This is a genomic window from Cupriavidus sp. 05T313, assembly GCF_056396665.1.
The window spans coordinates 1-21927 of sequence record NZ_JBFTLX010000106.1; the positions used below are offsets into that span (position 1 = coordinate 1).

Below are 21927 nucleotides of genomic sequence, written 5' to 3' on the forward strand. Positions count from 1 at the left end.
CCCTTACCAGGCCGCGAAGGTACGCGAACTGGTGACCTTCCTCGAGCTTTACCTGGAACTGACCGCGCGCGAGCTTTATCCGGAAGCGTTCTTTGGCGGCAAGGTGAGCGATGGTGTGAAGGAGCGCCAGAAGAAGCTGCTGGAGCGATATATCCCCGCGTTCGCCAAGCTGGCGAAGTTCTCGCCTTACCTGGCTGGCGAGACCTTCACGCTGGCGGACTGCGCCGCGGTGGTGCACTTCCCGCTGATTTCGTCGTGCACCAAGATCATCTACGGTACGGACATGTTGTCCGACCTGCCGGTCAGGGATTACCTCAAGCGGATGGGTGAGCGGCCCACCGTGCAAAAGGTGAACGCGGATCGCAAGGCGAACACGGAGCTCATGCTGAGCGGGCGGAAGTAAGTCAGGGATTGCTCCAGGCAAAACGCCCGCGATCCGCAGGCGTTTTGCGTTGATGGTCTTGCGTCAGGGGCGGGAGCGGCTCGCAGGACCGTTCTGCCTGGGTAACCAGCGCCGCACGCAGTCCCGCAGGCGCTCTTACAACGCCTTCAACCTCTCCAGAGCCAACGCCAGCGTCTCCTCCTTCTTGGCAAAGCAGAACCGCACCACGCCAGACTCGCGCGGCTGCGAATAGAACGCCGACACCGGGATCGCCGCCACCCCGATCTCGCGCGTCAGCCACATCGAGAAATCCGCCTCGCTCATATCGGAAATGGCCGAGTAGTCCACGCACTGGAAGTASGTSCCRTCCGASGGCAGCAGCTTGAAGCGCGTGGTGGCCAGCCCGGYGCGGAAGWAGTCGCGCTTGGCCTGGTAGTAAGCCGGCAGCTCCAGGTAAGGCGCGGGGTCCGCCATGTACTCGGCCAGCCCGTACTGCACCGGCGTATTCACCGTAAACACGTTGAACTGGTGCACCTTGCGGAATTCCGCGGACAGCGCCGCCGGCGCGGCCACATAGCCCACCTTCCAGCCGGTGACGTGATACGTCTTGCCGAAGCTCGACACCACGAAGCTGCGCCGTGCCAGTTCGGGATGGCGCGAGACCGACTGGTGAAGCTGGCCGTCGAACACCATGTGCTCGTAGACCTCGTCGGACAGCAGCAGGATATCGGTGCCTGCCAGCAGTTCGGCCAGGCGCTCCATGTCGCCCGCGCGCCAGATGGTGCCGGTGGGGTTGTGCGGGGTGTTGATCAGCAGCATCCGCGTGCGCGGCGTGATGGCGGCGGCGAGCCGGTCGAAGGGGATGCGGAAGTGCGGCGCGTCCAGCGCGACCGATACCACCTTGCCGCCGGCCAGTTCGATGGCGGGGATGTAGCTGTCGTAGCAGGGCTCCAGCACGATCACCTCATCGCCCGGATGCACGGCGCACAGGATGCTGGTGAGGATGCCCTGGGTGGCGCCGGCCGTGACCGTGATCTCGCTGTCCCAGTCGTAGGCATGGCCGTACAGCTTGCCGATCTTGTCGGCGATGGCCTGGCGCAGCCTGGGCACGCCCGCCATCGGCGGGTACTGGTTGAGGCCCGAGCGCATGGCATGCGCGACCGCATCGACGATCTTCGGGTCGCAGTCGAAATCCGGGAAGCCCTGGCCCAGGTTCACCGCGTTGCGCTCGGCGGCCAGCGCCGACATCACGGTGAAGATGGTGGTGCCGACGTTGGGCAGGCGCGACATCGGCGGGGTGAGCGGATCGAGGGTGCTGGCGCCGGACGGGGCGCTCGGATTGGTGGTGGGCATGGGAAGCTGCGTCAGGCTGGACGGTCTGGATGGACGGGAAACGTTGCTGGCATTCTAGCGGGGATCGGCCTGCGCCTGCGCACGGCGTGCCGCCAGCCAGCCGGCGAAGGCCTGGGGCAGCAGGATGTCCACGCCGCTCTGGCGGCGCAGCCGGCTCTTCAGCTTGAGCACAGCCTTGTCCTTGGACACCAGGCAGGCCGCCTGGGCAAAGTGCGCCAGTTCGATGAACTTCTGGTCGTCGGTGTCGCGGCAGCGCGGCAGGCGCGCCGCCAGCGTCTCGGTTTCCTCCGGGATGGCGAAGGCGGTGGTCAACCGGTCCACCGTGGCCATGGCGACGGGAATGTCGACGCCGAAATGGGCAAATTGCGGATAAGCCAGCACACGGCGCAGTTCCTCGCGGCAGTCGGGCCGGATTACCGCGGCGATGGCGCCGCTGTGCAGCGCGGCCCGGATGGGTTCGACATGGGGGTCGGCAAAGACCAGCAGGTCGACCCAGATATTGGAGTCGAGCACGACCCGCGGCGCGGGCAGGGCGGCAAAGGCGGGCTCGGCCGGCGGGGAATTGGCGGGTACTGCGGTGGATTCAGGGTGCATTCGTTACAATCTGGCCTTTGTGTTTGCCGCGATTTTGCCATGCTCATCGTCCTGTCCCCTGCCAAGTCGCTCGACTACGAGACGCCTCCGCGTCTGAAGACCCATACGCTGCCCCGTTTCATCGACCGCTCGGCGGTGTTGATCGAGCGCCTGCGCAAGCTCGCGCCGCAGGATATCGGCGCGCTGATGGACATCTCCGACAAGCTCGCGGTGCTCAATGCCGTCCGCTACGGGGACTGGTCGCCGGAGTTTACCGCGGCCAACAGCAAGCAGGCCGTGCTCGCCTTCAATGGCGACGTGTACGACGGCCTGGACGCGTCCACCCTGTCCAGCGAAGATCTCGCCTTCGCGCAGAAGCACCTGCGTATCCTCTCCGGGCTGTACGGCGTCTTGCGGCCGCTTGACTGGATGCAGCCCTACCGGCTGGAAATGGGCACGCGGCTGGACAATGCGGCGGGCAAGGATCTCTATGCCTTCTGGGGCGACGACGTCACCCGCTTGCTGCAGGAGGACTTCAGGGAGCAGAAGAGCGAGGGTAGCCCCACCCTGGTCAACCTGGCCTCCGAAGAGTATTTCAAGGTGGTGCGGCCCAAGGTGCTCGCGGCCAGGATCGTTACGCCGGTATTCGAGGACTGGAAAGGGGGCCGCTACAAGATCATTTCCTTCCACGCCAAGCGGGCACGCGGCTATATGGCCCGCTATGCGGTGACCCACCGCATCACCGAACCGGCAAGGCTCCAGCGCTTCGCCGAGCATGGCTACGCCTTCGATGCGGCAGCCTCCGACGACGCGCGCTGGGTATTCCGCCGGCGCCTGGAAGACTGACGCGCAGACAGACCAACGCCCGCCGGCCAGTTGCCGGCCCGCCCCCGAACCCAGCGCCAGGGCTTGCCCAGAGAGAGGTATCCCGGCGCGAACCCTGCGAGATGCCACGCCATGACCAGAGCCCTGCATATCTCCGCCAGCTTCGATGCGGGCGCCATCGAAGTCGAGTCGCTCGCCCAGGCCGACGACATCCGCCTGCGCATCCGCGCCGACTCGCACGCCGAATTTCGCCAGTGGTTCCATTTCCGCTTGCAGGGCACGGCAGGGCAGGCCTGCCGCCTGAAATTCCTCAATGCCGGCGACTGTACCTACCCCGATGGCTGGCGCGGCTACGAAGCCGTGGCGTCGTACGACCGCGCACACTGGTTCCGCGTGCCGACCACCTTCGACGGCAGCACCATGACGGTGGCCTTCACGCCCGAGCACGACAGCATCTGGCTGGCCTACTTCGAGCCTTATTCCGAAGACCGCCACCTGTCGCTGCTTGCCGGTTGCCAGCGCTCGCCGCTGGCGCGCCTGTCGCACCTGGGCAGCACCGTGGACGGCCGCGACATGACCGCGGTCACGGTGGGTACGCCCGGCGACGGCAAGAAGACCATCTGGATGATCGCGCGCCAGCATCCCGGCGAAACCATGGCGGAGTGGTTCTGCGAGGGCGTGCTGCAACGCCTGACGGGCACGGGCCTGTGGGCCGGGGACCCGGTGGCGCGCCGCCTGCTGGAGCGCGCCGTCTTCCACATCGTGCCCAATATGAATCCCGACGGCTCGGCGCGCGGTAACCTGCGCACCAATGCGGCCGGGGCCAACCTCAACCGCGAATGGATGGCTCCCAGCCAGCAGACGAGCCCCGAGGTGTATCACGTGCGCCGCGCCATCGAGGCCGCCGGCTGCGACATGTTCTTCGACATCCACGGCGACGAAGGCCTGCCCTATAACTTCGTCGCCGGCAGCGAGATGCTGCCCGGCTTCACCGAAGCACAGCGTGCCGAACAGTTGCGTTTCATCGACGCGTTCAAGCGCGCGACGCCGGACTTCCAGGACGTCCACGGCTATGCCGCCAGCAAGTACAACGCGGACGCGCTCAAGCTGGCCTCGAAGTACATCGGCCATACCTTTGGCTGCCTGTCGCTGACGCTGGAGATGCCGTTCAAGGACAATGCCGATCAGCCCGATCCGGCGGTGGGCTGGAACGGCGCGCGCAGCGCTTTGCTGGGCGCGGCAATGCTGCAGGCCATCCTGGAGCAACTGGGCTGAACGCACGGATGGCCAGATAGCCGCCCGCCGGGCGGCTATCTGGCGGGGCGCATCAGTTCGCCTTAATGCGCGTTGGCATTAATTCGTCTTTTTGGTGGTCGACTTGCTGCTGCTCTTGGTGGCCGGCTTGGCGCTGCTGCTGCTGCTGCCGGCTTTGGAAGAGGTTGCCTTGGTGGACTTGGTGCTGGTGGTGGCCTTCCCAGAGCCCGACTTGCTCGCCTTGCCGCCCTTGCGGGCTTTGCTGCTGGTGGCCTGGCGCGTAGTCGCGCTGCTGCGTACGGCGGGCGCGGCGGCCGGTTCGCTGATGATGGTGCCGCTGCCATCGAGCAGCTCGTAGGCCAGCATCATGCCGTCGGCATAGCCGCAGCGCACCTTGACCGGTTCCCACTGGGCTTCGGCATGGCGCTTGTGGGCGGTGGCGGTAAAGGTCACCACGGCGCTGACCGGAACCGCCTGCTTGCCTTGCGAGAAGCGGCCATCCCAGGGTTCCACGGTGGCCTGGCCGGCGCCGAGCGCGCCGGTGGGGATCTTCAGTGCGTCGTAGCTGGCCGAGCGGGGCACCACCCAGCTGGCGTGCGCGGCGCAATCGGCCACATCCGCGCTCGCATTCTCGGTTTGCATCAGTTGCTGGCGCATCTGCGCACGGTACTCGGCCAGACTCACGCGGCCTTGCGCGGGTAGCGTCACGGTCTTGGTGGGCGGTGCCGCAGTGGCGGCGGCCACGGGCGGGGCAGGGGTCGCGGGTTTGGCGGCGGCCTGGGTGGCGATGCCGGGCGTTGCCACGGCGTCGCGATCATTGAGCGGAGTATCGGCGCAGCCCACCAGGGCGATCGCACCTGCCACTGCAGCAGCGAGCGAGCACAGCCGGCTGCTGATGAGGTCAGAGAGTCGTCGGATCACGGGATCGTCTTGCTTTGGAGCATAAGGGGTTGGCAAAGGTCTGCCATGATAGAGGAAACCCATGCAGCAAAGTTCCGAAATCTCCCGGCGTAAGGGTTCCACCCGAAGCGGGTTGCTGCCGGCGTTGCAGCCGAGTGCAGCCTTCGGCGCGGCGGCAAAGACCGCCGCGGGAGCGGCGGTGCGGGATTTGGCGCGCGCTGCGGTGCCAGTGCGGCCTGCCCTGCATTGCACGGCGGGCCGCATGGTTTCCGGTACGCTCAAGCGGCCTTGACGAAGACCTTGAGCTCTTCCAGCAGCGCGTTGAGATCGGCCTTCAGCTTGCCGAACCCGGCGTTGTGCACGAGGCCGACTTCGTCCATGTACAGCTTGCGGTTGATCTCGAGCTGCAGGCTGTGGCGCTTCTGTGCCGGCTGGCCCACCACGCGCACGATCTCCACGCCCTTATAGGGGTGGTTGCGCCAGACGTCGTAGCCCATCTCCTTGAGCACGCCTTCGACGCGGTCCGTGAAGCGCGTATCGCAGGTGGTGCCGTCGCGGTCGCCGACCACGAAGTCGGGATGCTGCAGCCCCGGATGCTCGGTGGCGTACTGCGCCGCTTCGCTGGGCATAGAGTGGCAGTTGATGTGCCACGCGCTGCCATGGCTGGCGATAGCCTGGTCGGCCAGCTTCTGCAGCTGGGCGTAGTAGGGCAGGTAGTACTGCGCAATGCGCGCCTGCACCTCGGCCACGCTCAGCTTGCGGTCGTAGATGGCTTCGCCGGTATCCAGCACGCGCCACACCAGCCCCTTGCCGAGTCGGGTCTTCGAGGTTTCCTGGCGCGGGCCGGGCCAGGGCGCGTCCAGCACGGCCTCGTCGATTTCCTCGATGCCGCGGTTGGCATCGAGGTAGCTGCGCGGGAAGCCCGCGCACAGCAGCGCAATGCCGCGTGCGGGAGCGTCGGCGTACAACTCGTCGACGAAGGTGTCTTCGGCCTGGCGCAGCAGCGCCAGGGGCAGGCCGGCGGCCGGCCGGAAATCAGCCGGGTAGCTGGTGGCGCTGTGCGGGGAATCGAGAAAGAGCGGGCTGCTCTCGCCTTGCGGCAGTTGCAGGAGGTAAGGGCTGAGCCCGGTCTTTCGGTCTGCTTCCGTCATGATGGGTGTCGGTTAATCCAGGGTGATCTTGGCTGCGGCGGCGATGCGTTTGTTCTTCGCGACTTCGGATTTGATCTGCGCGGCGAACTCGGCCGGTGTATTGCCAACCGGCACCGCACCCAGCTTCTCCAGCTTAGCCTTTACTTCGGGCATCGCCAGTACCTTGACAGCGGCGTTGTGCAGCTTGGTCTGCACGTCGGCGGGCAGGCCGGCCGGCGCGATCAGGCCGAACCAGGCGGCATCGTTGACTTCGGGCAGGCCGAGTTCGGCGAAGGTCGGCACATTGGGCAGGGCCGGCACGCGCTTGGGCGAGGCTACGGCCAGGGCGCGCAGCTTGCCGCCTTCGATAAAGGGCAGCGACGAGGGCAGGTTGTCGAACAGCACCTGCACCTGGTTGGCCAGCGCGTCGTTCAGCGCGGGGCCCACGCCCTTGTACGGCACGTGCAGGAGTTCGGTCTTGCTGCTCATCTTGAACAGTTCGCCCATCATGTGCGAGACGCTGCCGTTGCCGGCCGAGCCGTAAGCCATCTTGTTCGGCTGGCTCTTGGCCAGGGCGATGAAGGCCTTCATGTCGTTGGCCTTCACAGCCGGGTTGATGCTCATCACGTTGGGCACCGAAGCCAGGTTGGTGATGGTGGTGAAGTCCTTGGTGGCATCGTAGGACAGGCGCGGGTACACAGCGGGGTTGATGCCATGCGTGGAAGCCGTGGCGATGCCCAGGGTGTAGCCGTCCGGCGCGGCCTTGGCCAGGTAGCCGGTACCGATGCTGCCGCCGGCGCCGCCGCGGTTGTCCACCACCACGGTCTGGCCCAGTTGCTGGCCGAGCTTGTCGGCCACGATGCGCGCGACGATGTCGGTGGTGCCGCCTGCGGGGAACGGCACGATCAGCGAGATCGGCTTGGTCGGGTAGCTGCCCTGGGCCGCGGCCGAAAGCGACAGGCCAGCGGCGGCGGCGCCAGTGGCGGCGGCAAGGAGGCGGAGCATGTTACGGCGTTGCATGGTTCGGTTCCTGAATGGAGGGAGAGAGGGGAGAAAAAGGGCTTTCGCGATTCTGCTTGTTTGGGCAACGACACCGCAAACGAATTAAAATCGTGGGATCATTCCGTTTGGTAGCGAAGTAAGGGGTTATCTATGCGGCGCTTGTGTCCGTCGCTGACTGAATTGCAGGCCTTCGAGGCCGCCGCGCGCTACAACAGTTTTACCGCCGCGGCGAGGGAGCTCCATGTCACGCAGGGTGCGGTGAGCAAGCAAGTGCGCAGCCTGGAAGCCTTTCTCGGCGTGGAGTTGTTCGAGCGCGTGCGCCAGCGCCTGATGCTCACGGATGCCGGCCAGCGCTACCTGGACCGTATCCGGCCCAGCCTGACCGAGATCGAAGCCGCCACGGTGGAACTGATCGCCCGGCAGGGCCGCGGCGGCACCTTGCACATTGCCAGCATGCCCACGCTTGGCGCCAAGTGGCTCATCCCGCGCCTGCCGCAGTTTTTCGAGAAACATCCCGACGTCAGCCTGGAGTTCGTGCCGCATGCGCAGGGCTACGATTTTTCCCAGCCCGACCTCGACGCCGCCATCCGTTTCGGCGATGGCATGTGGCCGGGCAGCCTGGCCGACTACATGACCGGCCGCGAAGTCCTGCCGGTGTGCCGGCCCGCCCTGCTGGCGGGCGAGCCCGAAGGGATGGTGCGCACGCCTTCGTCCCTGCTGCGCTTTCCCCTGCTGCATCACACCACCGTGCCCGAAGCCTGGCCCGACTGGTTCGCCGAGCTTGGCGTCGCCACGCGCAAGGCGTGGAGCGGCGCGCGCTTCGACCAGTTCTCGCTGCTTACCCAGGCGGCGATGTCCGGGCTTGGCGTCGCGCTGATCCCGCGCTGCCTGATCGAGGAAGAGCTTGCCACCGGCGTGCTGGTGGTGGCGCATCCGGCACGGGTGCTGAGCAAGAAGGGCTACTACCTTTGCTATCCGGAGCAGAAACAGCATCTGCCGGCCCTGCAAACCTTCCGCCAGTGGGTGATGGAAGGGGTCGACGTGGTGGCATGACGGACCCTTTGTAATCAAGACTTACGTTTTTCCGCAAACGATTTTCCGGCCGACTGCGTTTAAGAGATATGTCAGCCATGACGGCCCCGGGGGGCTAGTGGCGCCGGGGCCTGGACTGGAGAATCTCATGTGCGGGTCGACATTTCCCTTCCCTGTTTTGCCCACGGCCAGCCTCGTACGGATTGTCGACGCTACGCTGTCCGGCTGCGCGATCTTGCCGGCGCGGCCTGCCACCACTATCGCGCGCCGGTCTTTGCCTACTGACGCGGCGGGGGCGGGCGCGGCATTCACGGAGGATGAGCCGGCAAGGCGGGACCAGAGCCATTGAGCGACAAAGCAGCAACCAGCAGGGCGGCAGGTCGCCACGCCGCCCCGGTGCAAGACGCGGACTTCCGGGAGAGCAACGCATGACCACCACCGCCACGACAACCGCAGCCATCGCGGTCAACCGCTTCGGGCTGGGCGCGCGCCCCGACGAATCCCCGCCCGCCGATCCGCGTGGCTGGCTGCTCGACCAGTTCGAGCGCTACCAGGCCAGGCCGGCGCCCTGGAGCGGGCAGCCCGATACGGCGGCGCTGGCCGGCGCGTATGGCGCCCAGCAGCGCGAGGTCCGCCAGTCGCAGGCTGACGTCAAAGCCGCCGCTCGCCAGCAGTTGCAGCGCGAGACGCGCGAGGCCTATCGCAATGCCGTGGACGCACGCGTGACGAGCGCGCTGGTTACGCCCGCGCCGTTCGTCGAGCGGCTGGTGCACTTCTGGTCCAATCACTTCGCGGTCTCRGTCGAGAAGCCGGCGGTAGCCGCGCTGGCCGGCGCATTCGAGGCCGAGGCGATCCGCCCGCACGTGCTTGGGCGCTTCGAGGACATGCTGGTGGCGGTGGAGCGGCATCCCGCCATGCAGATCTTCCTGGATCAGGTGCGCTCGATCGGGCCGGACAGCATGGCCGCGCAGCGCGCGCCCGGACGGCAGCTCGGGCTGAACGAAAACCTGGCGCGCGAAATCCTGGAGTTGCATACGCTGGGTGTGCGCAGCGGCTACCAGCAGGCCGACGTCACCGAGTTCGCGCGCGCGCTGACCGGCTGGAGCATTGGTGGCCTCGGTGCCCGCGCAGAAGGCGAGCCAGGGTACTTCGAGTTCCGGCCGCGCCTGCATGAGCCCGGCGCCCGGACCATCCTGGGCCGCACCTACGCGCAGCAAGGCGAGGCGCAGGCACTGGCGGTGCTGCACGATCTCGCGCACAGCGAAGCCACCGCGAACCATCTCGCCACCAAGCTGGCGCGGCACTTCGTCGCCGATACGCCGCCGCCGGCACTGGTGACACGTTTGTCAGATGCATACCTGCGCAGCGGCGGCGCGCTGTCCGAGGTGTATCGCGCACTGGTGGAATCGCCCGAGGCGTGGGCCGGCGCGCCGGCCAAGTTCAAGACGCCGTGGGAGTGGGCCGTGTCCTCGCTGCGCGGGCTGGGGCTGCGCGAACCGGGCGCGCAGCATTTCGCGCCAATGCTGACCCAGCTTGGCCAGCCGGTCTGGCGGCCGGGATCGCCCGCGGGCTACGACGACATCGCCGCGAGCTGGGCCGCGCCCGATGCGCTGGTGCGGCGGGTGGAACTGGCGCAGCGCCTGGCCGCGCGCGTCGGCGACCGGCTCGATGCGCGCGAGCTTGGTCCCCGGCTGCTCGCCGGTTCGTTGTCCGCACCGACCGCCGGCGCCATCGCACGCGCCGAAAGCGCCCAGACCGCGCTGGCCTTGCTGCTGGTCTCGCCCGATTTCCAAAGGAGGTGATCGCCATGTTTTCCCGCCGAGATTTCCTGCGCGCCACCGCCGGCGCGGGCGCCATGCTTGCACTGCCGCGCCTCACGCTGGCCAGCGTGGATTCCGACCGGCGCTTTGTCTTCGTCATCCAGCGCGGCGCCGCCGACGGCCTGAACACCGTGATTCCCTACGCCGATCCCGGCTACGCCCGCCTGCGCGGCGCGCTCGCCATCGACGCCACGCAGGCCACGCGGCTCGACGGCACATTCGCGCTGCATCCCGCGCTGGCGGAGACGGCGCGTCTCTATGCCGCCGGGCAGGCGCTCTTTGTGCAGGCGGTGGCATCGCCTTACCGCGAGCGCTCGCACTTCGACGGCCAGAATGTGCTGGAGACCGGCGGCAACGCGCCCTACCAGGTCAAGGACGGCTGGCTGAACCGGCTGGTGGGCATGCTGCCGAAGCGGACCGATAACGCGATCGCCTTCGCGCCGACCGTCCCGGCAGCCTTGCGCGGGACGGCCGATGTCAGCTCCTATGCGCCATCGGCCTTGCCGGCCGCGCCGGATGACCTGCTGGCGCGTGTCGGGCAGCTCTACGAGATGGATGCGCAACTGCATCCGCTCTGGAACGCCGCGATGCAAGCCCGCGGACTCGCCGGCGATGCCGGCGCGCGCCAGGACCCGGCGAGCCTGGGGCGCCTTGCCGCCGGCTTCCTGGCGCGGGCGGACGGGCCTCGCATCGCCATGATCGAAACCGGCGGCTGGGACACGCACAGCGCACAGGCGCCGCGGCTGGCTGCCAGGCTCAAGGCGCTGGACGCCATGCTGGCGGCGCTGCGCGACGGGTTGGGCCCGTCATGGGAACGCACCACGGTACTGGTGGCTACCGAGTTCGGACGCACCGCCGCCGCCAACGGCACCGGCGGCACCGATCACGGCACGGCGGCGGCGGCGATGCTGATGGGCGGCGCCGTCAAAGGCGGGCGGGTGCTGGCCGACTGGCCGGGCCTGGCGCCGGGTGCGCTCTACCAGGGACGCGATCTCGCGCCAACGACGGAACTGGACGGATTGATCGCCGCGGCAGCGGCACAAAGCTTCGGGCTGGATGGCGAGCGCGTGGCGCGCACGCTGTTCGGACGCGGGGGCGGGCAGGGGGGGATGCTGGGCGGACTGCTGCGCGCCTGAGTCAGGCGCGCGGCAGTCCAGGCCCGGGTGATGCCGGATATTGCCGGTTACTTGGAGAGCAGGCGCATCGCCTGCTCCAGGCCGGCGAGCGTGACGGGATACATCCGCGACTTCATGATCTGGTTGATCACCGTCACCGATTGCCGATACTGCCACAGCCCTTCCGGTTCAGGGTTAAGCCACACAAAGCGCGGGAACTGCTCGATCAGCCGGTTGAGCCAGACCGCGCCCGCTTCCGGATTGTTGTACTCCACCGACCCGCCGGGCTGCAGGATTTCATACGGACTCATGGTGGCGTCGCCGACAAAGATCACCTTGTAGTCCGGCGTGTACTTGTGGATCAGGTCCCAGGTAGCGATCTTCTCCGCATGGCGGCGGCGATTGTTCTTCCACACGTAGTCATACACGCAGTTGTGGAAGTAGTAGTACTCCAGGTGCTTGAACTCGGTCTTGGTCGCCGAGAACAATTCCTCCACGCGCTTGATGTGGTCGTCCATCGAGCCGCCCACATCCATCAGCATCAGTACCTTGACCTTGTTGTGGCGCTCGGGCCGCAGCTTGATATCAAGCAGGCCCGCGTTGGCCGCGGTCGAGTGGATGGTGTCGTCCAGGTCCAGTTCGGTCTCGGCACCCTCGCGGGCGAACCGGCGCAGGCGGCGCAGCGCCACCTTGATATTGCGCGTGCCGAGTTCGACCTGATCGTCGTAATCCTTGTACGCCCGCGTCTCCCACACCTTGATGGCGGTGCGGTTGCCCTTGGAGGGACCGCCGATGCGGATGCCTTCCGGGTTATAGCCGCCATGCCCGAACGGCGAGGTGCCGCCCGTGCCGATCCACTTGTTGCCGCCCTCGTGTTTTTCCTTCTGCTCGTCGAGCAGCTGCTTGAGCCGCTCCATCAGCTTGTCGAGCCCGCCCATGGCTTCGATCTTGGCTTTTTCCTCGGCCGACAGCTCGCGCTCCAGCGTCTTCTGCAGCCAGTCCAGCGGAATGTCGGATTTCCAGTCGACCAGGCTTTCCACGCCCTTGAAGTAGGCCGCGAAGGTCTGGTCGAACTTGTCGAAGTGCTTCTCGTCCTTGACCAGCGTCATGCGCGACAAGTAGTAGAACTCGTCGATCGACGGCGTGATGACCTCGGACTTGAGGGCTTCCAGCATGGTCAGGTATTCCTTGACCGACACCGGCAGCTTGGCGTGGCGCAGCGAGAAGAAGAAATCGATCAGCATGGTGGTCTCGCTTAAAGTTTTCCGGAGCGGGGGCGGTGGTTCGCGGGCGTGTTCACGATGCGCGCCCCGGCGGGTCCAGGCGGTATTGCAGGTGGCGCTTCACGGTCGGCCATTCGCTGGCGATGATGGAGAACACCACGGTGTCGCGCAGAGAGCCGTCGGGCATGCGCTGGTGGTTGCGCAGCACGCCGTCCTGCTTGGCGCCGAGACGGGCGATGGCAGTGCGGCTCTGATGGTTCATCCAGTGCGTGCGGAATTCCACCGCGATGCACGCCAGTTGCTCGAACGCGTGCGTGAGCAGCATCAGCTTGCATTCGGTATTGACCGCGCTGCGCTGCACGCGCTGCGCGTGCCAGGTATGGCCGATCTCCAGGCGCCGGTGCGTGCCGTCGACGTTGAAGTAGCGGGTCGCGCCCACCACCGCGCCCGGCACGCCGTCGCGGATCTCGCGGATCACGAACGGCATCGCGCCCTGTTGCTCGCGCATCTGCAGCGCGGTGTCGAGCCAGGCGCGGACCTGGTCAGGCGCCGGCACCGAGGTGTACCACAGCTTCCACAGTTCGCCGTCCGCGACCGCGGCCTGTACCTCCGCTTCATGCTCGGGGCGCAGCGGTTCCAGCAAGGCGTGCTGGCCGCGCAGGGTGATGGGTTCGATAAAACGTGCCATGGCTTGGTGGTCCGATGCCGTTGCGGTGCCTGGCTGTGTTCAGCGATTGGCGCGGTTCATGAACACCAGGCGCTCGAACAGGTGCACGTCCTGTTCGTTCTTCAGCAGCGCGCCGTGCAGCGGCGGGATCGCGGCCTTCTTGTCCGGGCTCTTGAGTGCTTCGGGCGGGATGTCCTCGGCCATCAGCAGCTTGAGCCAGTCGATCAGTTCGGAGGTGGAGGGCTTCTTCTTCAGGCCCGGCAGGTTGCGCATTTCATAGAAGGACTCGAGCGCGGCGGCCACCAGCTCGCGCTTGATGCCGGGATAGTGCACGTCGACGATGCGCTGCATGGTCTCGGCGTCGGGGAACTTGATGTAGTGGAAGAAGCAGCGGCGCAGGAAGGCGTCGGGCAGTTCCTTCTCGTTGTTCGACGTGATGATCACCAGCGGGCGGTGGCGCGCCTTGACCAGCTCGCGCGTCTCGTACACATAGAACTCCATGCGGTCGATTTCGCGCAGCAGGTCGTTGGGGAATTCGATGTCGGCCTTGTCGATCTCGTCGATCAGCAGCACCACTTGCTGGTCGGCCTCGAAGGCCTGCCACAGCACGCCCTTGATGATGTAGTTGCGGATATCGTGGACGCGGTCATCGCCCAGTTGCGAGTCGCGCAGGCGCGACACCGCGTCATATTCGTACAGGCCTTGCTGTGCCTTGGTGGTGGACTTGATATGCCACTGCAGCAGCGGCATGCCGAGCGCCGCCGCCACCTCCTCGGCCAGCATGGTCTTGCCGGTGCCGGGCTCGCCCTTGATCAGGAGCGGGCGCTGCAGGGCGCGGGCCGCGTTGACGGCCAGCTTGAGGTCATCGGTGGCGACGTACTGCTGCGTGCCTTCGAAACGGGACTGCTGGTTCTGGCTGGCGTTGGTGGTGTTGGACATGAGGCAACCTGAGGGGTTTGTGCGTGTCGGAATGGGCCAGTATAAAAGAGCTTTCCGGTTCGCGTGTGGCTCGCCGCTCCATGGCTGGACTGTCACGTGCAGCCTGCTGTACAATGCGGCGGTTTGACGCGCCCCCCACGTCCACGACTCCACCCCCACGCTCTGTCCGCCTTGTCACTCCCGCGGTCCTTGCCGGGAGGCGGCAATCGACAAGAGATGGTTCCAGAATGAGGCGGAGACAGCGCCGACATGCCTGGCAGTGCCCAGGTGTCCGGCCCAAGCTGGCGGCCCACACTGGCAGCGCCGCATCCGGCCGCAGGCCGATGCGATCCTGCCGGACGCATTCTGAAGCCATTTCCGACCGGTCGGGCAGGTCACGCAGGGTTTAACACTTCCAATCAGCTACGACAATGAAAAAGCTCCTCACGATGGTGGTGCTGGGCGCGGCCGCAACGGCTGCGCAAGCCCAGGAAGTCAAGGGCAATGTGGACGCCGCCAAAAACAAGGTCGCGATGTGTATTGGTTGCCATGGTATTCCCGGCTATCGGGCCTCCTTCCCCGAGGTGTACCAGGTGCCCCTGCTCGGTGGCCAGAACGCCAAATACATCGAGAACGCGCTGAAGGAATACCAGAAGGGCGACCGCAAGCACCCGACCATGCGTGGCATTGCCGCGACCCTGACCGACCAGGACATCGCCGACGTGGCTGCCTACTACGCGCAGCAGACCTCCGGCTCGCAAAACAACACCCAGAAGTAAGAGGACCCATCCATGAATACGCTTAAGACGCTTTCGCTCGCGATCGGCGCACTCGTGCTGGGCGCCTCGGCCATCACGGCCTCGGCTGCCGACCTGGCCGCCGGCAAGGCGCTGGTGGAGAAGGGCAACTGCGTGGCCTGCCACGGTGCCGGCATGAACGCCCCGATCAGCCCGGATTACCCGAAGCTGGCCGGCCAGCACGCCGACTACCTGTACCACGCCCTGGTTGCCTACCAGATCACCACCAACCCGCAGGTGGGGCGCTCCAACGCCATCATGGCTGGCCAGGTCAATGCCAACCCCGGCGTGACGGGCAAGGACGGCAAGCCGCGGCCCTTCACGCGCGAGGAACTGAAGGACATCGCCGTCTACATCGAGTCGCTGCCGGGTGGCCTGGTTCTGAAGAAGTAAGCACCCCGCCGCCGGCACGCGCCGCGCGACGAAGAAAGAAAGCCGCTGATGTCCAGCGGCTTTTTTCTTGCTTGTGACACGAGGGCGGGACCTTGCCCGGCGCGCCGGGGCGCTCCGGGCAAGGTCCCGGGCCGGATCAGTTGCCGGTGCTCTCGGCCAGGCGCCGTGCCTTCACGGCATTGGCCAGCGTTTCCAGCACCTTCACCGAGTCATCCCAGCCGATGCAGGCATCGGTGACCGACTGGCCATAGGTGAGATCTTCCACCGGCGTACCCTGGATGTGATCCTGGCGGCCGCCTACCAGGTGCGACTCCACCATCACGCCGACGATGCGCTCGTCGCCTGCTGCCATCTGGCGGCCGATGTCCTCGCAGACCGGGATCTGGTTCTCGTGCTTCTTGCTGCTATTGGCGTGCGAGGCATCGATCATCAGGCGCGCGGCCAGGCCGGCCTTGGAGATGGCTTCGCAGGCTTCCTGCACGCTGGCGGCATCGTAGTTGGGCGTCTTGCCGCCGCGCAGGATGATGTGGCAATCCTCGTTACCGGATGTCGAGACAATGGCGGAGTGGCCGCCCTTGGTCACCGACAGGAAATGGTGGGGCTGCGAGGCAGCCTTGATCGCATCGACCGCGATCTTGACGTTGCCATCGGTGCCGTTCTTGAAGCCTACCGGGCACGACAGCCCGGAGGCCAGTTCACGGTGCACCTGGCTCTCGGTGGTGCGCGCGCCGATGGCGCCCCAGCTGACCAGGTCCGCGATGTACTGCGGGCTGATCATGTCGAGGTATTCGGTGCCGGTCGGCACGCCCAGTTCGCTGATATTCAGCAGCAGTTCGCGGGCGGTGCGCAGGCCATCGTTGATCTTGAAACTGCCATCCATATGCGGATCGTTGATCAGSCCCTTCCAGCCCACCGTGGTGCGCGGCTTCTCGAAATACACCCGCATCACCACTTCCAGTTCCCCGGCGAAACGGTCGCGCTGGACCTTGAGCAGCTTGGCGTACTCGAGCGCGGCGCGGGTGTCGTGGATGGAGCAGGGGCCGATGATGACGATCAGGCGGTCATCCATGCCGTGCAGGATCCGGTGCATGGCCTGGCGAGCGCCGTAGATCACGTCGGACGCCTTTTCGGAGCAGCCGAATTCGCGGATCAGGTGCGCCRGCGGCAACAATTCCTTAAGTTCGCGAATGCGCAGGTCGTCGGTGTTCTTCAGCATGATGGCTCCGGATTTTGTAGGGTCGTGTGTTTGGGGTGTCTGGGCTAGAGCTTGGTGCGGGCCGGGATAAAAAAAGCCGCCAGGTTCGCTGGCGGCTTTTTTTGAATTCTGGAGGCACTTACGATCGTCCCTCTCCATCCGCCAGCGGTGCGAGATCGCTAAAAAAGTAAAAATAAAACTTAGCGGACATGGATGGGATCAGGCTCAACTGGCGTCGGTTATTTGCGGCAACGCGTCACGAGATGGCAGAAAATTGCGCCAAGCCTGCCAAATCTGCGGGCTGCGGCGGTTGATCATCGGGCAACGAAGCATCTTTATAGCGCGTTTTCAGGGGCTTGGCAAGCGTCCGGCAGTACCCCCGGCACATTTTCGAGCCGCCTCGTGGCGGGCCCCGGATCGAGCTCCAGCCCGCGCATTACGGCGGCAGTGCGATTCTCCACCCCCAGCTTCACGTACACATGCTGCAGGTGCTTTTGCACGGTGCGGGCACTGATGCCGAGCATGGTGGCGATCTCGCGATCCGTCTTGCCATGCGCCAGCCAGCGCAGCACCTGCTGCTCGCGCACGGTCAGCCTGGCGAGCATGGAGACCGCATGGACGTCCTGGCTAAGGCTCGATGTACGCATTGCGGCAGATAAGGGCCAGCGCGGCGGTACGCAATGCTGCGTATTGGCGCGCTCCCGTGTGTGAACCAACATGGATGAGGCCAGTATAGGCGCAGCCGGCGCGCGCAGCGGCGCGGTGGCGGTCCCTGCACAGGTTTGCCCGGGGGAAGACAGGCGAACGTGGCGTGCCAGGCTTGTCCGGCACGGGCGGGGCCATTTGGGAGGAGTAAAACACCATGCCGATCGACGAAGGGAGGCTGAAGGCCTTCATGGATCAGTTCGTCCAGGATTTGGGGGCGGTCATGCATGCCGCGACCATCGTGCTGGGCGATGCGCTGGGGCTTTACAAGGCCCTGGCCGAGAAGCCGATGACCGTACAGGTGCTGGCCGAGAAGACGCACACGGATGAACGCTATCTGCGTGAGTGGCTGTCCGCGCAGGCGGCCAGTGGCTATGTCGCCTATGACGCGGCGAGCGAGATGTTCAGCCTGACGGAGGAGCAGGCATTCGCGCTGGCCCAGGAGGGCAGTCCCGCCTTTATTCCGGGCGCCTTCCAGATCGCGGTGGCACAGTTCAAGGCGATCCCCAAGATGGTGGATGCCTTTCGCAACGGGCGCGGACTTGGCTGGCATGAGCACGATCCGTCGCTGTTCCACGGCACGGAACGTTTCTTCCGGCCGGGCTATGCCGCGCACCTGACTTCGGAGTGGATTCCGGCGCTCGAAGGGGTGCAGGCCAGGCTGCAGGCGGGCGCGCGCGTGGCCGACGTGGGCTGCGGGCATGGCGCCTCCACCATCATCATGGCCCAGGCTTATCCCGCATCGGAATTCCACGGCTTCGACTACCACGAGCCATCGATCCGCTTCGCCACCGAGGCGGCGGCGCGCGCCGGCCTGCGTGATCGGGTGCATTTCGAGGTGGCAAAAGCCAAGGAGTATGGCGGCAAGGACTACGACCTCGTGGCCGTGTTCGATTGCCTGCACGATATGGGAGATCCGGTTGGCGCGGCCGCCCACGTGCGCGAGACCTTGCGCCCGGACGGCACCTGGATGATCGTCGAGCCTTTCGCCAATGACCGGCTGGAGGAGAACCTGAATCCGGTCGGGCGGGTGTACTACTCTGCCTCGACCTTCATCTGCACGCCGGCGTCGCGTTCGCAGGAGGTGGGCCTGTGCCTGGGCGCCCAGTCGGGCGAGGCGCGCATGCGCTCGGTGGTGCAGCAGGGCGGCTTTTCGCGCTTCCGCCGGGCGGCGCAAACGCCGTTCAATCTGATCTACGAGGCGCGGCCCTGAAGGGAAGAGCGGCCGCGCCCGGCGCCAAGCCTGGCCTCAGGCGGTGCCGCCCACCGTCATGTTTTCGATGCGCAGTGTCGGCTGGCCTACGCCCACCGGCACGCTCTGGCCTTCCTTGCCGCATACGCCCACGCCCGAGTCCAGGCGCATGTCGTTGCCGATCATGGTGACGTCCTTGAGCGATTCCGGACCGTTGCCGACCAGCGTGGCGCCCTTGACCGGCGCGGTGATCTTGCCATCCTCGATCAGGTAGGCCTCGCTGGCGGAGAAGACAAACTTGCCGTTGGTGATGTCGACCTGGCCACCGCCGAAGTTGACCGCGTAGAGGCCGCGCTTGACGCTGGCGATGATCTCCTGCGGATCCCGGTTGCCGTTGAGCATATAGGTGTTGGTCATGCGCGGCATCGGCAGCGCGGCGTAGCTTTCGCGGCGCGCGTTGCCAGTCACCGGCATCTTCATCAGGCGCGCGTTGAGCGTGTCCTGCATATAGCCCTTGAGGATGCCGTCCTCGATCAGCGTGGTGCACTGGGTGGGGTTGCCCTCGTCGTCGAGGTTGAGCGAGCCGCGGCGGTTGGCCAGCGTGCCGTCGTCCACCACGGTCACGCCCTTGGCCGCCACCCGCTCGCCCATGCGGCCGGCGAAGGCCGACGAGCCCTTGCGGTTGAAGTCGCCTTCCAGCCCGTGGCCGATGGCTTCGTGCAGCAGCACGCCGGGCCAGCCCGGGCCGAGCACGACCGTCATGGCGCCGGCGGGAGTCGGGCGTGCCTCGAGATTGACCAGGGCCGAGGCCACCGCTTCATCCACATACTTCTGCAGCAGTTCGTCGCTGAAATATCCGTAGGCATAGCGGCCGCCACCACCGGAGGAGCCGATCTCGCGGCGCCCGTTCTGCTCGGCGATCACCGTGACGGAGACCCGCACCAGCGGCCGCACGTCGGCGGCGATGACGCCGTCGCTGCGCGCCACCAGGACCACGTCGTACTCTCCGGCCAGGCCCGCCATGACCTGCACCACGCGCGGATCCTTGGCGCGCGCCATGCGTTCCACGCGTTCGAGCAGCGCTACCTTGTCGGCGGCTTCCATCGAATCGAGCGGGTCGTTGGGCGAGTACAGGTTGCGCCCGCCCTGGGAGGCCATCTTGCCCGCCACCTTGACGCGGCCGCTGCCGGCGCGGCCGATGGTGCGGGTCGCGGCCCCGGCCTTCAGCAGGGCGTCGAGGCTGATGTCGTCGGAGTAGGCGAAGGCCGTCTTGTCGCCGGACACGGCGCGTACGCCGACGCCCTGGTCGATGCTGAAGCTGCCCGATTTGACGATGCCTTCTTCCAGGCTCCACGCTTCGTTGCGGGTGTACTGGAAGTACAGGTCGGCGTAGTCGACCTTATGGGTGAAGATGTCCGCCAGCACGCGCTGCAGCTTCACTTCGTCGAGGCCGTAGGGAGCCAGCAGCAATTGCTGGGCGGTGGCGAGGTTGCGGATTCCGAGGTCGCCGGCGTTCATGGTTGTCCTTTATCGTCGTGCCGCGGCGGCGCCAAGGCGCCGCCGCGTGGAAATCTGGGGATGTTGGCGGCTCCGGGGAGCCGGCCTTGTCTGGTTGTACATCCTACAGCACCCGATGGCGCAGCGCAGGCAGGTTCTGCCTCACTTCGTCCAGGCGCGCGGGATCGATCAGTCCRCTCACCACGCCTTCGCCTTCCGGCAGCACCGCCATCACCTCGCCCCAGGGATCGATCAGCATGGAGTGGCCCCAGGTGCGGCGGCCGTTCTCGTGCTTCCCGCCCTGTGCCGCGGCCAGCACATAGCACTGGTTTTCAATGGCGCGGGCACGCAGCAGGATTTCCCAGTGCGCCTGGCCGGTGGTGTAGGTGAAGGCGGCCGGCATCAAAATCAAGCTGGTGCCGCCGCCAGCGGCGGCGAGCTGGCGATAGAGTTCCGGGAAGCGCAGGTCGTAGCAGACCGACATGGCGACGCGGCCACAGGGCGCCTCGAAGCTGGCCGGGGTATTGCCGGCCAGGATGGTACGAGATTCGTCGTAGCTTTCGGTGCCCCGCGTAAAGCCGAACAGGTGAATCTTGTCGTAGCGCGCCACGCGTTCGCCGCGCGGGTCGTAGGCGAGCGAGGTGTTGTAGACGCGTGCCTCGTCCTCGCACCACAAGGGCAAGGTACCGCCTACCAGCCAGATGCGGTGGCGGCGAGCGGCGCCGGCCAGGAAGGCCTGGATCGGACCGTCACCGTCGCGCTCGCGGATGGCGACCTTGTCGCTTTCGCGCAGTCCCATCATGCAGAAGTACTCCGGCAGCAGCACCAGTTCGGCGCCGCCCTGCGCCGCTTGCGCGATCAGCGCTTCGGCGCGGGCCAGGTTGGCCTCGGGCGAGACACCGCTGACTGTCTGGATCGCAGCGACGCGAAATGGTGCCGCGCTGGCGGCTTGGGCGGAGGCGGTTGCGGTCATGAAGCGGTTTCCTTGGCTGGCGGCGGCTGCAGGGGAGCGAATCCGCCCCATCCGTGCGGCTCGGCCAGATCCTGGCGCCGGCGCAGCCGGACTTGCCGGGCATGGGCGATCGCTTTGGACCCGGGCCTTGGCCGTTCATGCAAACGGGTCGGTCATGGTGCCGGGTAGACGCGATTCGACGGGCCCTGCACAGGGGGCGTGTCGGCCCTATTCTCCCCCACTTTGGTAATCTGCGGGTTCGCCCAGCCGCCGCTGATGCGGTACCGGCGGCTAAAGGCCTTGGAGAATTCATCGGCGAACATCAACTGGGCAGCCAGCGTGCCGATGCCCAGCGCCGGATTGATAAAGGCTGCTGCCACCGAGGCGGACGTGGCGTTGATACGCGGCACCACCGTCACATCGAGGTCCTGCGTCTCGCGCGGGATATTCGCGCTGCCCGCCATCGAGGCCCGCAGTTGCGCGCCCTTGAGCGCGAAGTCCTTGGTGCTGGCCACGCCGCTCTCGATAGTACCGGTGCCCGTGATCTCGTCGAACACCATGCCCTGGCCCGCCACGCCGCGGAAGTCGAAGGTGGCCAGCCGCATCAGGCCCTGCAGGCTGAGCACGCCCAGCAGCTTGGCCGCGCCCGGATCTACGCTGAGGATCTGGCCATTCTCCAGCTTGAGCTTCATCTGGCCCGACAAGGTGGGGTAGTCGATTGACATCGGCGAGCCGCGCCACGCCACCCGGCCCTCGAAGGTGCCGTGGCTGTCGGCCAGGATGTGCGGCAGGCCCATGCGTTCAAGCACCTGGCCGCCGTTGCGGACATCGAGCTTGAAATCGAGCCGCGTGCGGCGCTCCGCATCGGCCCCTTCGCGCAGCCGGCGCGGCATGCGCCAGCTGCCGCTGCCGGTGAAGGTGGCGCCGGGTTGTTCGATGACAAGGCGCTCCAGCGTCCATGCCGGCTCGCCGCCGCTATCGCCGGAGTGCGCCTTGACCTCC

Annotated in this window: 22 protein-coding genes; 9 read left to right on the plus strand and 13 right to left on the minus strand. The window is 66.5% G+C overall.

What is annotated here, in order from left to right:
* On the plus strand, positions 1-403 hold a 403-nt coding region (locus AC1DKD_RS21890), incomplete at its 5' end, for a glutathione S-transferase C-terminal domain-containing protein (protein WP_477143704.1).
* Positions 404-538: 135 nt separating this feature from the next.
* On the opposite strand, the gene AC1DKD_RS21895 is transcribed toward AC1DKD_RS21890, so the two are convergent.
* Both AC1DKD_RS21895 and AC1DKD_RS21900 read right to left on the minus strand, forming a co-directional pair.
* Positions 539-1735 (minus strand): pyridoxal phosphate-dependent aminotransferase, encoded by a 1197-nt coding sequence (locus AC1DKD_RS21895; RefSeq protein ID WP_477143705.1) that lies wholly within the window; start codon positions 1733-1735, stop codon positions 539-541.
* A 54-nt stretch (positions 1736-1789) separates the two neighbouring features.
* Positions 1790-2329, minus strand: a complete 540-nt coding sequence (locus AC1DKD_RS21900) for a putative toxin-antitoxin system toxin component, PIN family (protein ID WP_477111078.1) — start codon at positions 2327-2329, stop codon at positions 1790-1792.
* A gap of 39 nt (positions 2330-2368) precedes the next feature.
* On the opposite strand from AC1DKD_RS21900, the gene yaaA reads away from it, so the two are divergent.
* Positions 2369-3154 carry a peroxide stress protein YaaA gene (gene yaaA, locus AC1DKD_RS21905; protein ID WP_441629939.1) on the plus strand — a complete coding sequence of 262 codons (786 nt, stop codon included), beginning with the start codon at positions 2369-2371 and terminating at the stop codon, positions 3152-3154.
* Between the two features lie 111 nt (positions 3155-3265).
* Positions 3266-4408 (plus strand): M14 family metallopeptidase, encoded by a 1143-nt coding sequence (locus AC1DKD_RS21910; RefSeq protein ID WP_477111077.1) that lies wholly within the window; start codon positions 3266-3268, stop codon positions 4406-4408.
* Positions 4409-4486: 78 nt separating this feature from the next.
* Here AC1DKD_RS21910 and AC1DKD_RS21915 read toward each other — a convergent pair whose 3' ends face one another.
* The 3 genes from AC1DKD_RS21915 to AC1DKD_RS21925 form a co-directional block, all read right to left on the minus strand.
* Positions 4487-5308 (minus strand): BspC domain-containing protein, encoded by an 822-nt coding sequence (locus tag AC1DKD_RS21915; protein WP_477143706.1) that lies wholly within the window; start codon positions 5306-5308, stop codon positions 4487-4489.
* A 257-nt stretch (positions 5309-5565) separates the two neighbouring features.
* The gene (locus AC1DKD_RS21920) at positions 5566-6438 is read right to left on the minus strand and encodes an N-formylglutamate amidohydrolase (RefSeq protein ID WP_441629944.1); all 873 of its coding nucleotides are present in this window, start codon (positions 6436-6438) and stop codon (positions 5566-5568) included.
* Positions 6439-6450: 12 nt separating this feature from the next.
* On the minus strand, positions 6451-7437 hold the full coding sequence (locus AC1DKD_RS21925) for a tripartite tricarboxylate transporter substrate binding protein BugE (RefSeq protein WP_441629946.1): 987 nt from the start codon (positions 7435-7437) through the stop codon (positions 6451-6453).
* A 132-nt stretch (positions 7438-7569) separates the two neighbouring features.
* On the opposite strand from AC1DKD_RS21925, the gene gcvA reads away from it, so the two are divergent.
* From gcvA to AC1DKD_RS21940, 3 genes are all read left to right on the plus strand, one after another.
* Positions 7570-8472: a transcriptional regulator GcvA gene (gcvA, locus tag AC1DKD_RS21930; RefSeq protein ID WP_035868553.1), complete on the plus strand. Its 903-nt coding sequence runs from the start codon at positions 7570-7572 to the stop codon at positions 8470-8472.
* Positions 8473-8879: 407 nt separating this feature from the next.
* Positions 8880-10253, plus strand: a complete 1374-nt coding sequence (locus AC1DKD_RS21935; RefSeq protein WP_441629948.1) for a DUF1800 domain-containing protein — start codon at positions 8880-8882, stop codon at positions 10251-10253.
* A gap of 5 nt (positions 10254-10258) precedes the next feature.
* Positions 10259-11407, plus strand: a complete 1149-nt coding sequence (locus AC1DKD_RS21940) for a DUF1501 domain-containing protein (protein WP_441629950.1) — start codon at positions 10259-10261, stop codon at positions 11405-11407.
* Positions 11408-11454: 47 nt separating this feature from the next.
* On the opposite strand, the gene AC1DKD_RS21945 is transcribed toward AC1DKD_RS21940, so the two are convergent.
* From AC1DKD_RS21945 to AC1DKD_RS21955, 3 genes are read right to left on the minus strand one after another with little or no spacing between them, the layout of a single operon-like run.
* A complete protein-coding gene (locus AC1DKD_RS21945) occupies positions 11455-12630 on the minus strand; it encodes a vWA domain-containing protein (RefSeq protein WP_035868545.1) in 1176 nt (391 codons plus the stop codon).
* Between the two features lie 52 nt (positions 12631-12682).
* Positions 12683-13297: a GNAT family N-acetyltransferase gene (locus AC1DKD_RS21950; RefSeq protein ID WP_477111075.1), complete on the minus strand. Its 615-nt coding sequence runs from the start codon at positions 13295-13297 to the stop codon at positions 12683-12685.
* 39 nt (positions 13298-13336) lie between these two features.
* Entirely contained in the window at positions 13337-14215 is an 879-nt protein-coding gene (locus tag AC1DKD_RS21955; protein ID WP_045238101.1) for an AAA family ATPase, read from the minus strand.
* A gap of 410 nt (positions 14216-14625) precedes the next feature.
* On the opposite strand from AC1DKD_RS21955, the gene AC1DKD_RS21960 reads away from it, so the two are divergent.
* A complete protein-coding gene (locus AC1DKD_RS21960; protein WP_045238100.1) occupies positions 14626-14973 on the plus strand; it encodes a c-type cytochrome in 348 nt (115 codons plus the stop codon).
* Positions 14974-14985: 12 nt separating this feature from the next.
* Positions 14986-15384: a c-type cytochrome gene (locus AC1DKD_RS21965; protein ID WP_441629957.1), complete on the plus strand. Its 399-nt coding sequence runs from the start codon at positions 14986-14988 to the stop codon at positions 15382-15384.
* A gap of 136 nt (positions 15385-15520) precedes the next feature.
* Here the strand turns inward: AC1DKD_RS21965 and aroG are convergent, their stop codons facing one another.
* On the minus strand, positions 15521-16600 hold the full coding sequence (gene aroG, locus AC1DKD_RS21970; RefSeq protein ID WP_477143707.1) for a 3-deoxy-7-phosphoheptulonate synthase AroG: 1080 nt from the start codon (positions 16598-16600) through the stop codon (positions 15521-15523).
* A 314-nt stretch (positions 16601-16914) separates the two neighbouring features.
* A complete protein-coding gene (locus AC1DKD_RS21975) occupies positions 16915-17226 on the minus strand; it encodes a helix-turn-helix domain-containing protein (protein WP_441629961.1) in 312 nt (103 codons plus the stop codon).
* 215 nt (positions 17227-17441) lie between these two features.
* On the opposite strand from AC1DKD_RS21975, the gene AC1DKD_RS21980 reads away from it, so the two are divergent.
* Positions 17442-18497 (plus strand): class I SAM-dependent methyltransferase, encoded by a 1056-nt coding sequence (locus AC1DKD_RS21980; RefSeq protein ID WP_441629963.1) that lies wholly within the window; start codon positions 17442-17444, stop codon positions 18495-18497.
* Positions 18498-18533: 36 nt separating this feature from the next.
* Here the strand turns inward: AC1DKD_RS21980 and tldD are convergent, their stop codons facing one another.
* The 3 genes from tldD to AC1DKD_RS21995 all read right to left on the minus strand — a co-directional run.
* Complete coding sequence (gene tldD / locus AC1DKD_RS21985; RefSeq protein ID WP_276287790.1) at positions 18534-19994, minus strand: metalloprotease TldD; 1461 nt, start codon at positions 19992-19994, stop codon at positions 18534-18536.
* Positions 19995-20097: 103 nt separating this feature from the next.
* Positions 20098-20946: a carbon-nitrogen hydrolase family protein gene (locus AC1DKD_RS21990; protein ID WP_035868525.1), complete on the minus strand. Its 849-nt coding sequence runs from the start codon at positions 20944-20946 to the stop codon at positions 20098-20100.
* 152 nt (positions 20947-21098) lie between these two features.
* A partial coding sequence (locus AC1DKD_RS21995) for a YhdP family phospholipid transporter (protein WP_477143708.1) occupies positions 21099-21927 on the minus strand: 829 nt, incomplete at its 5' end.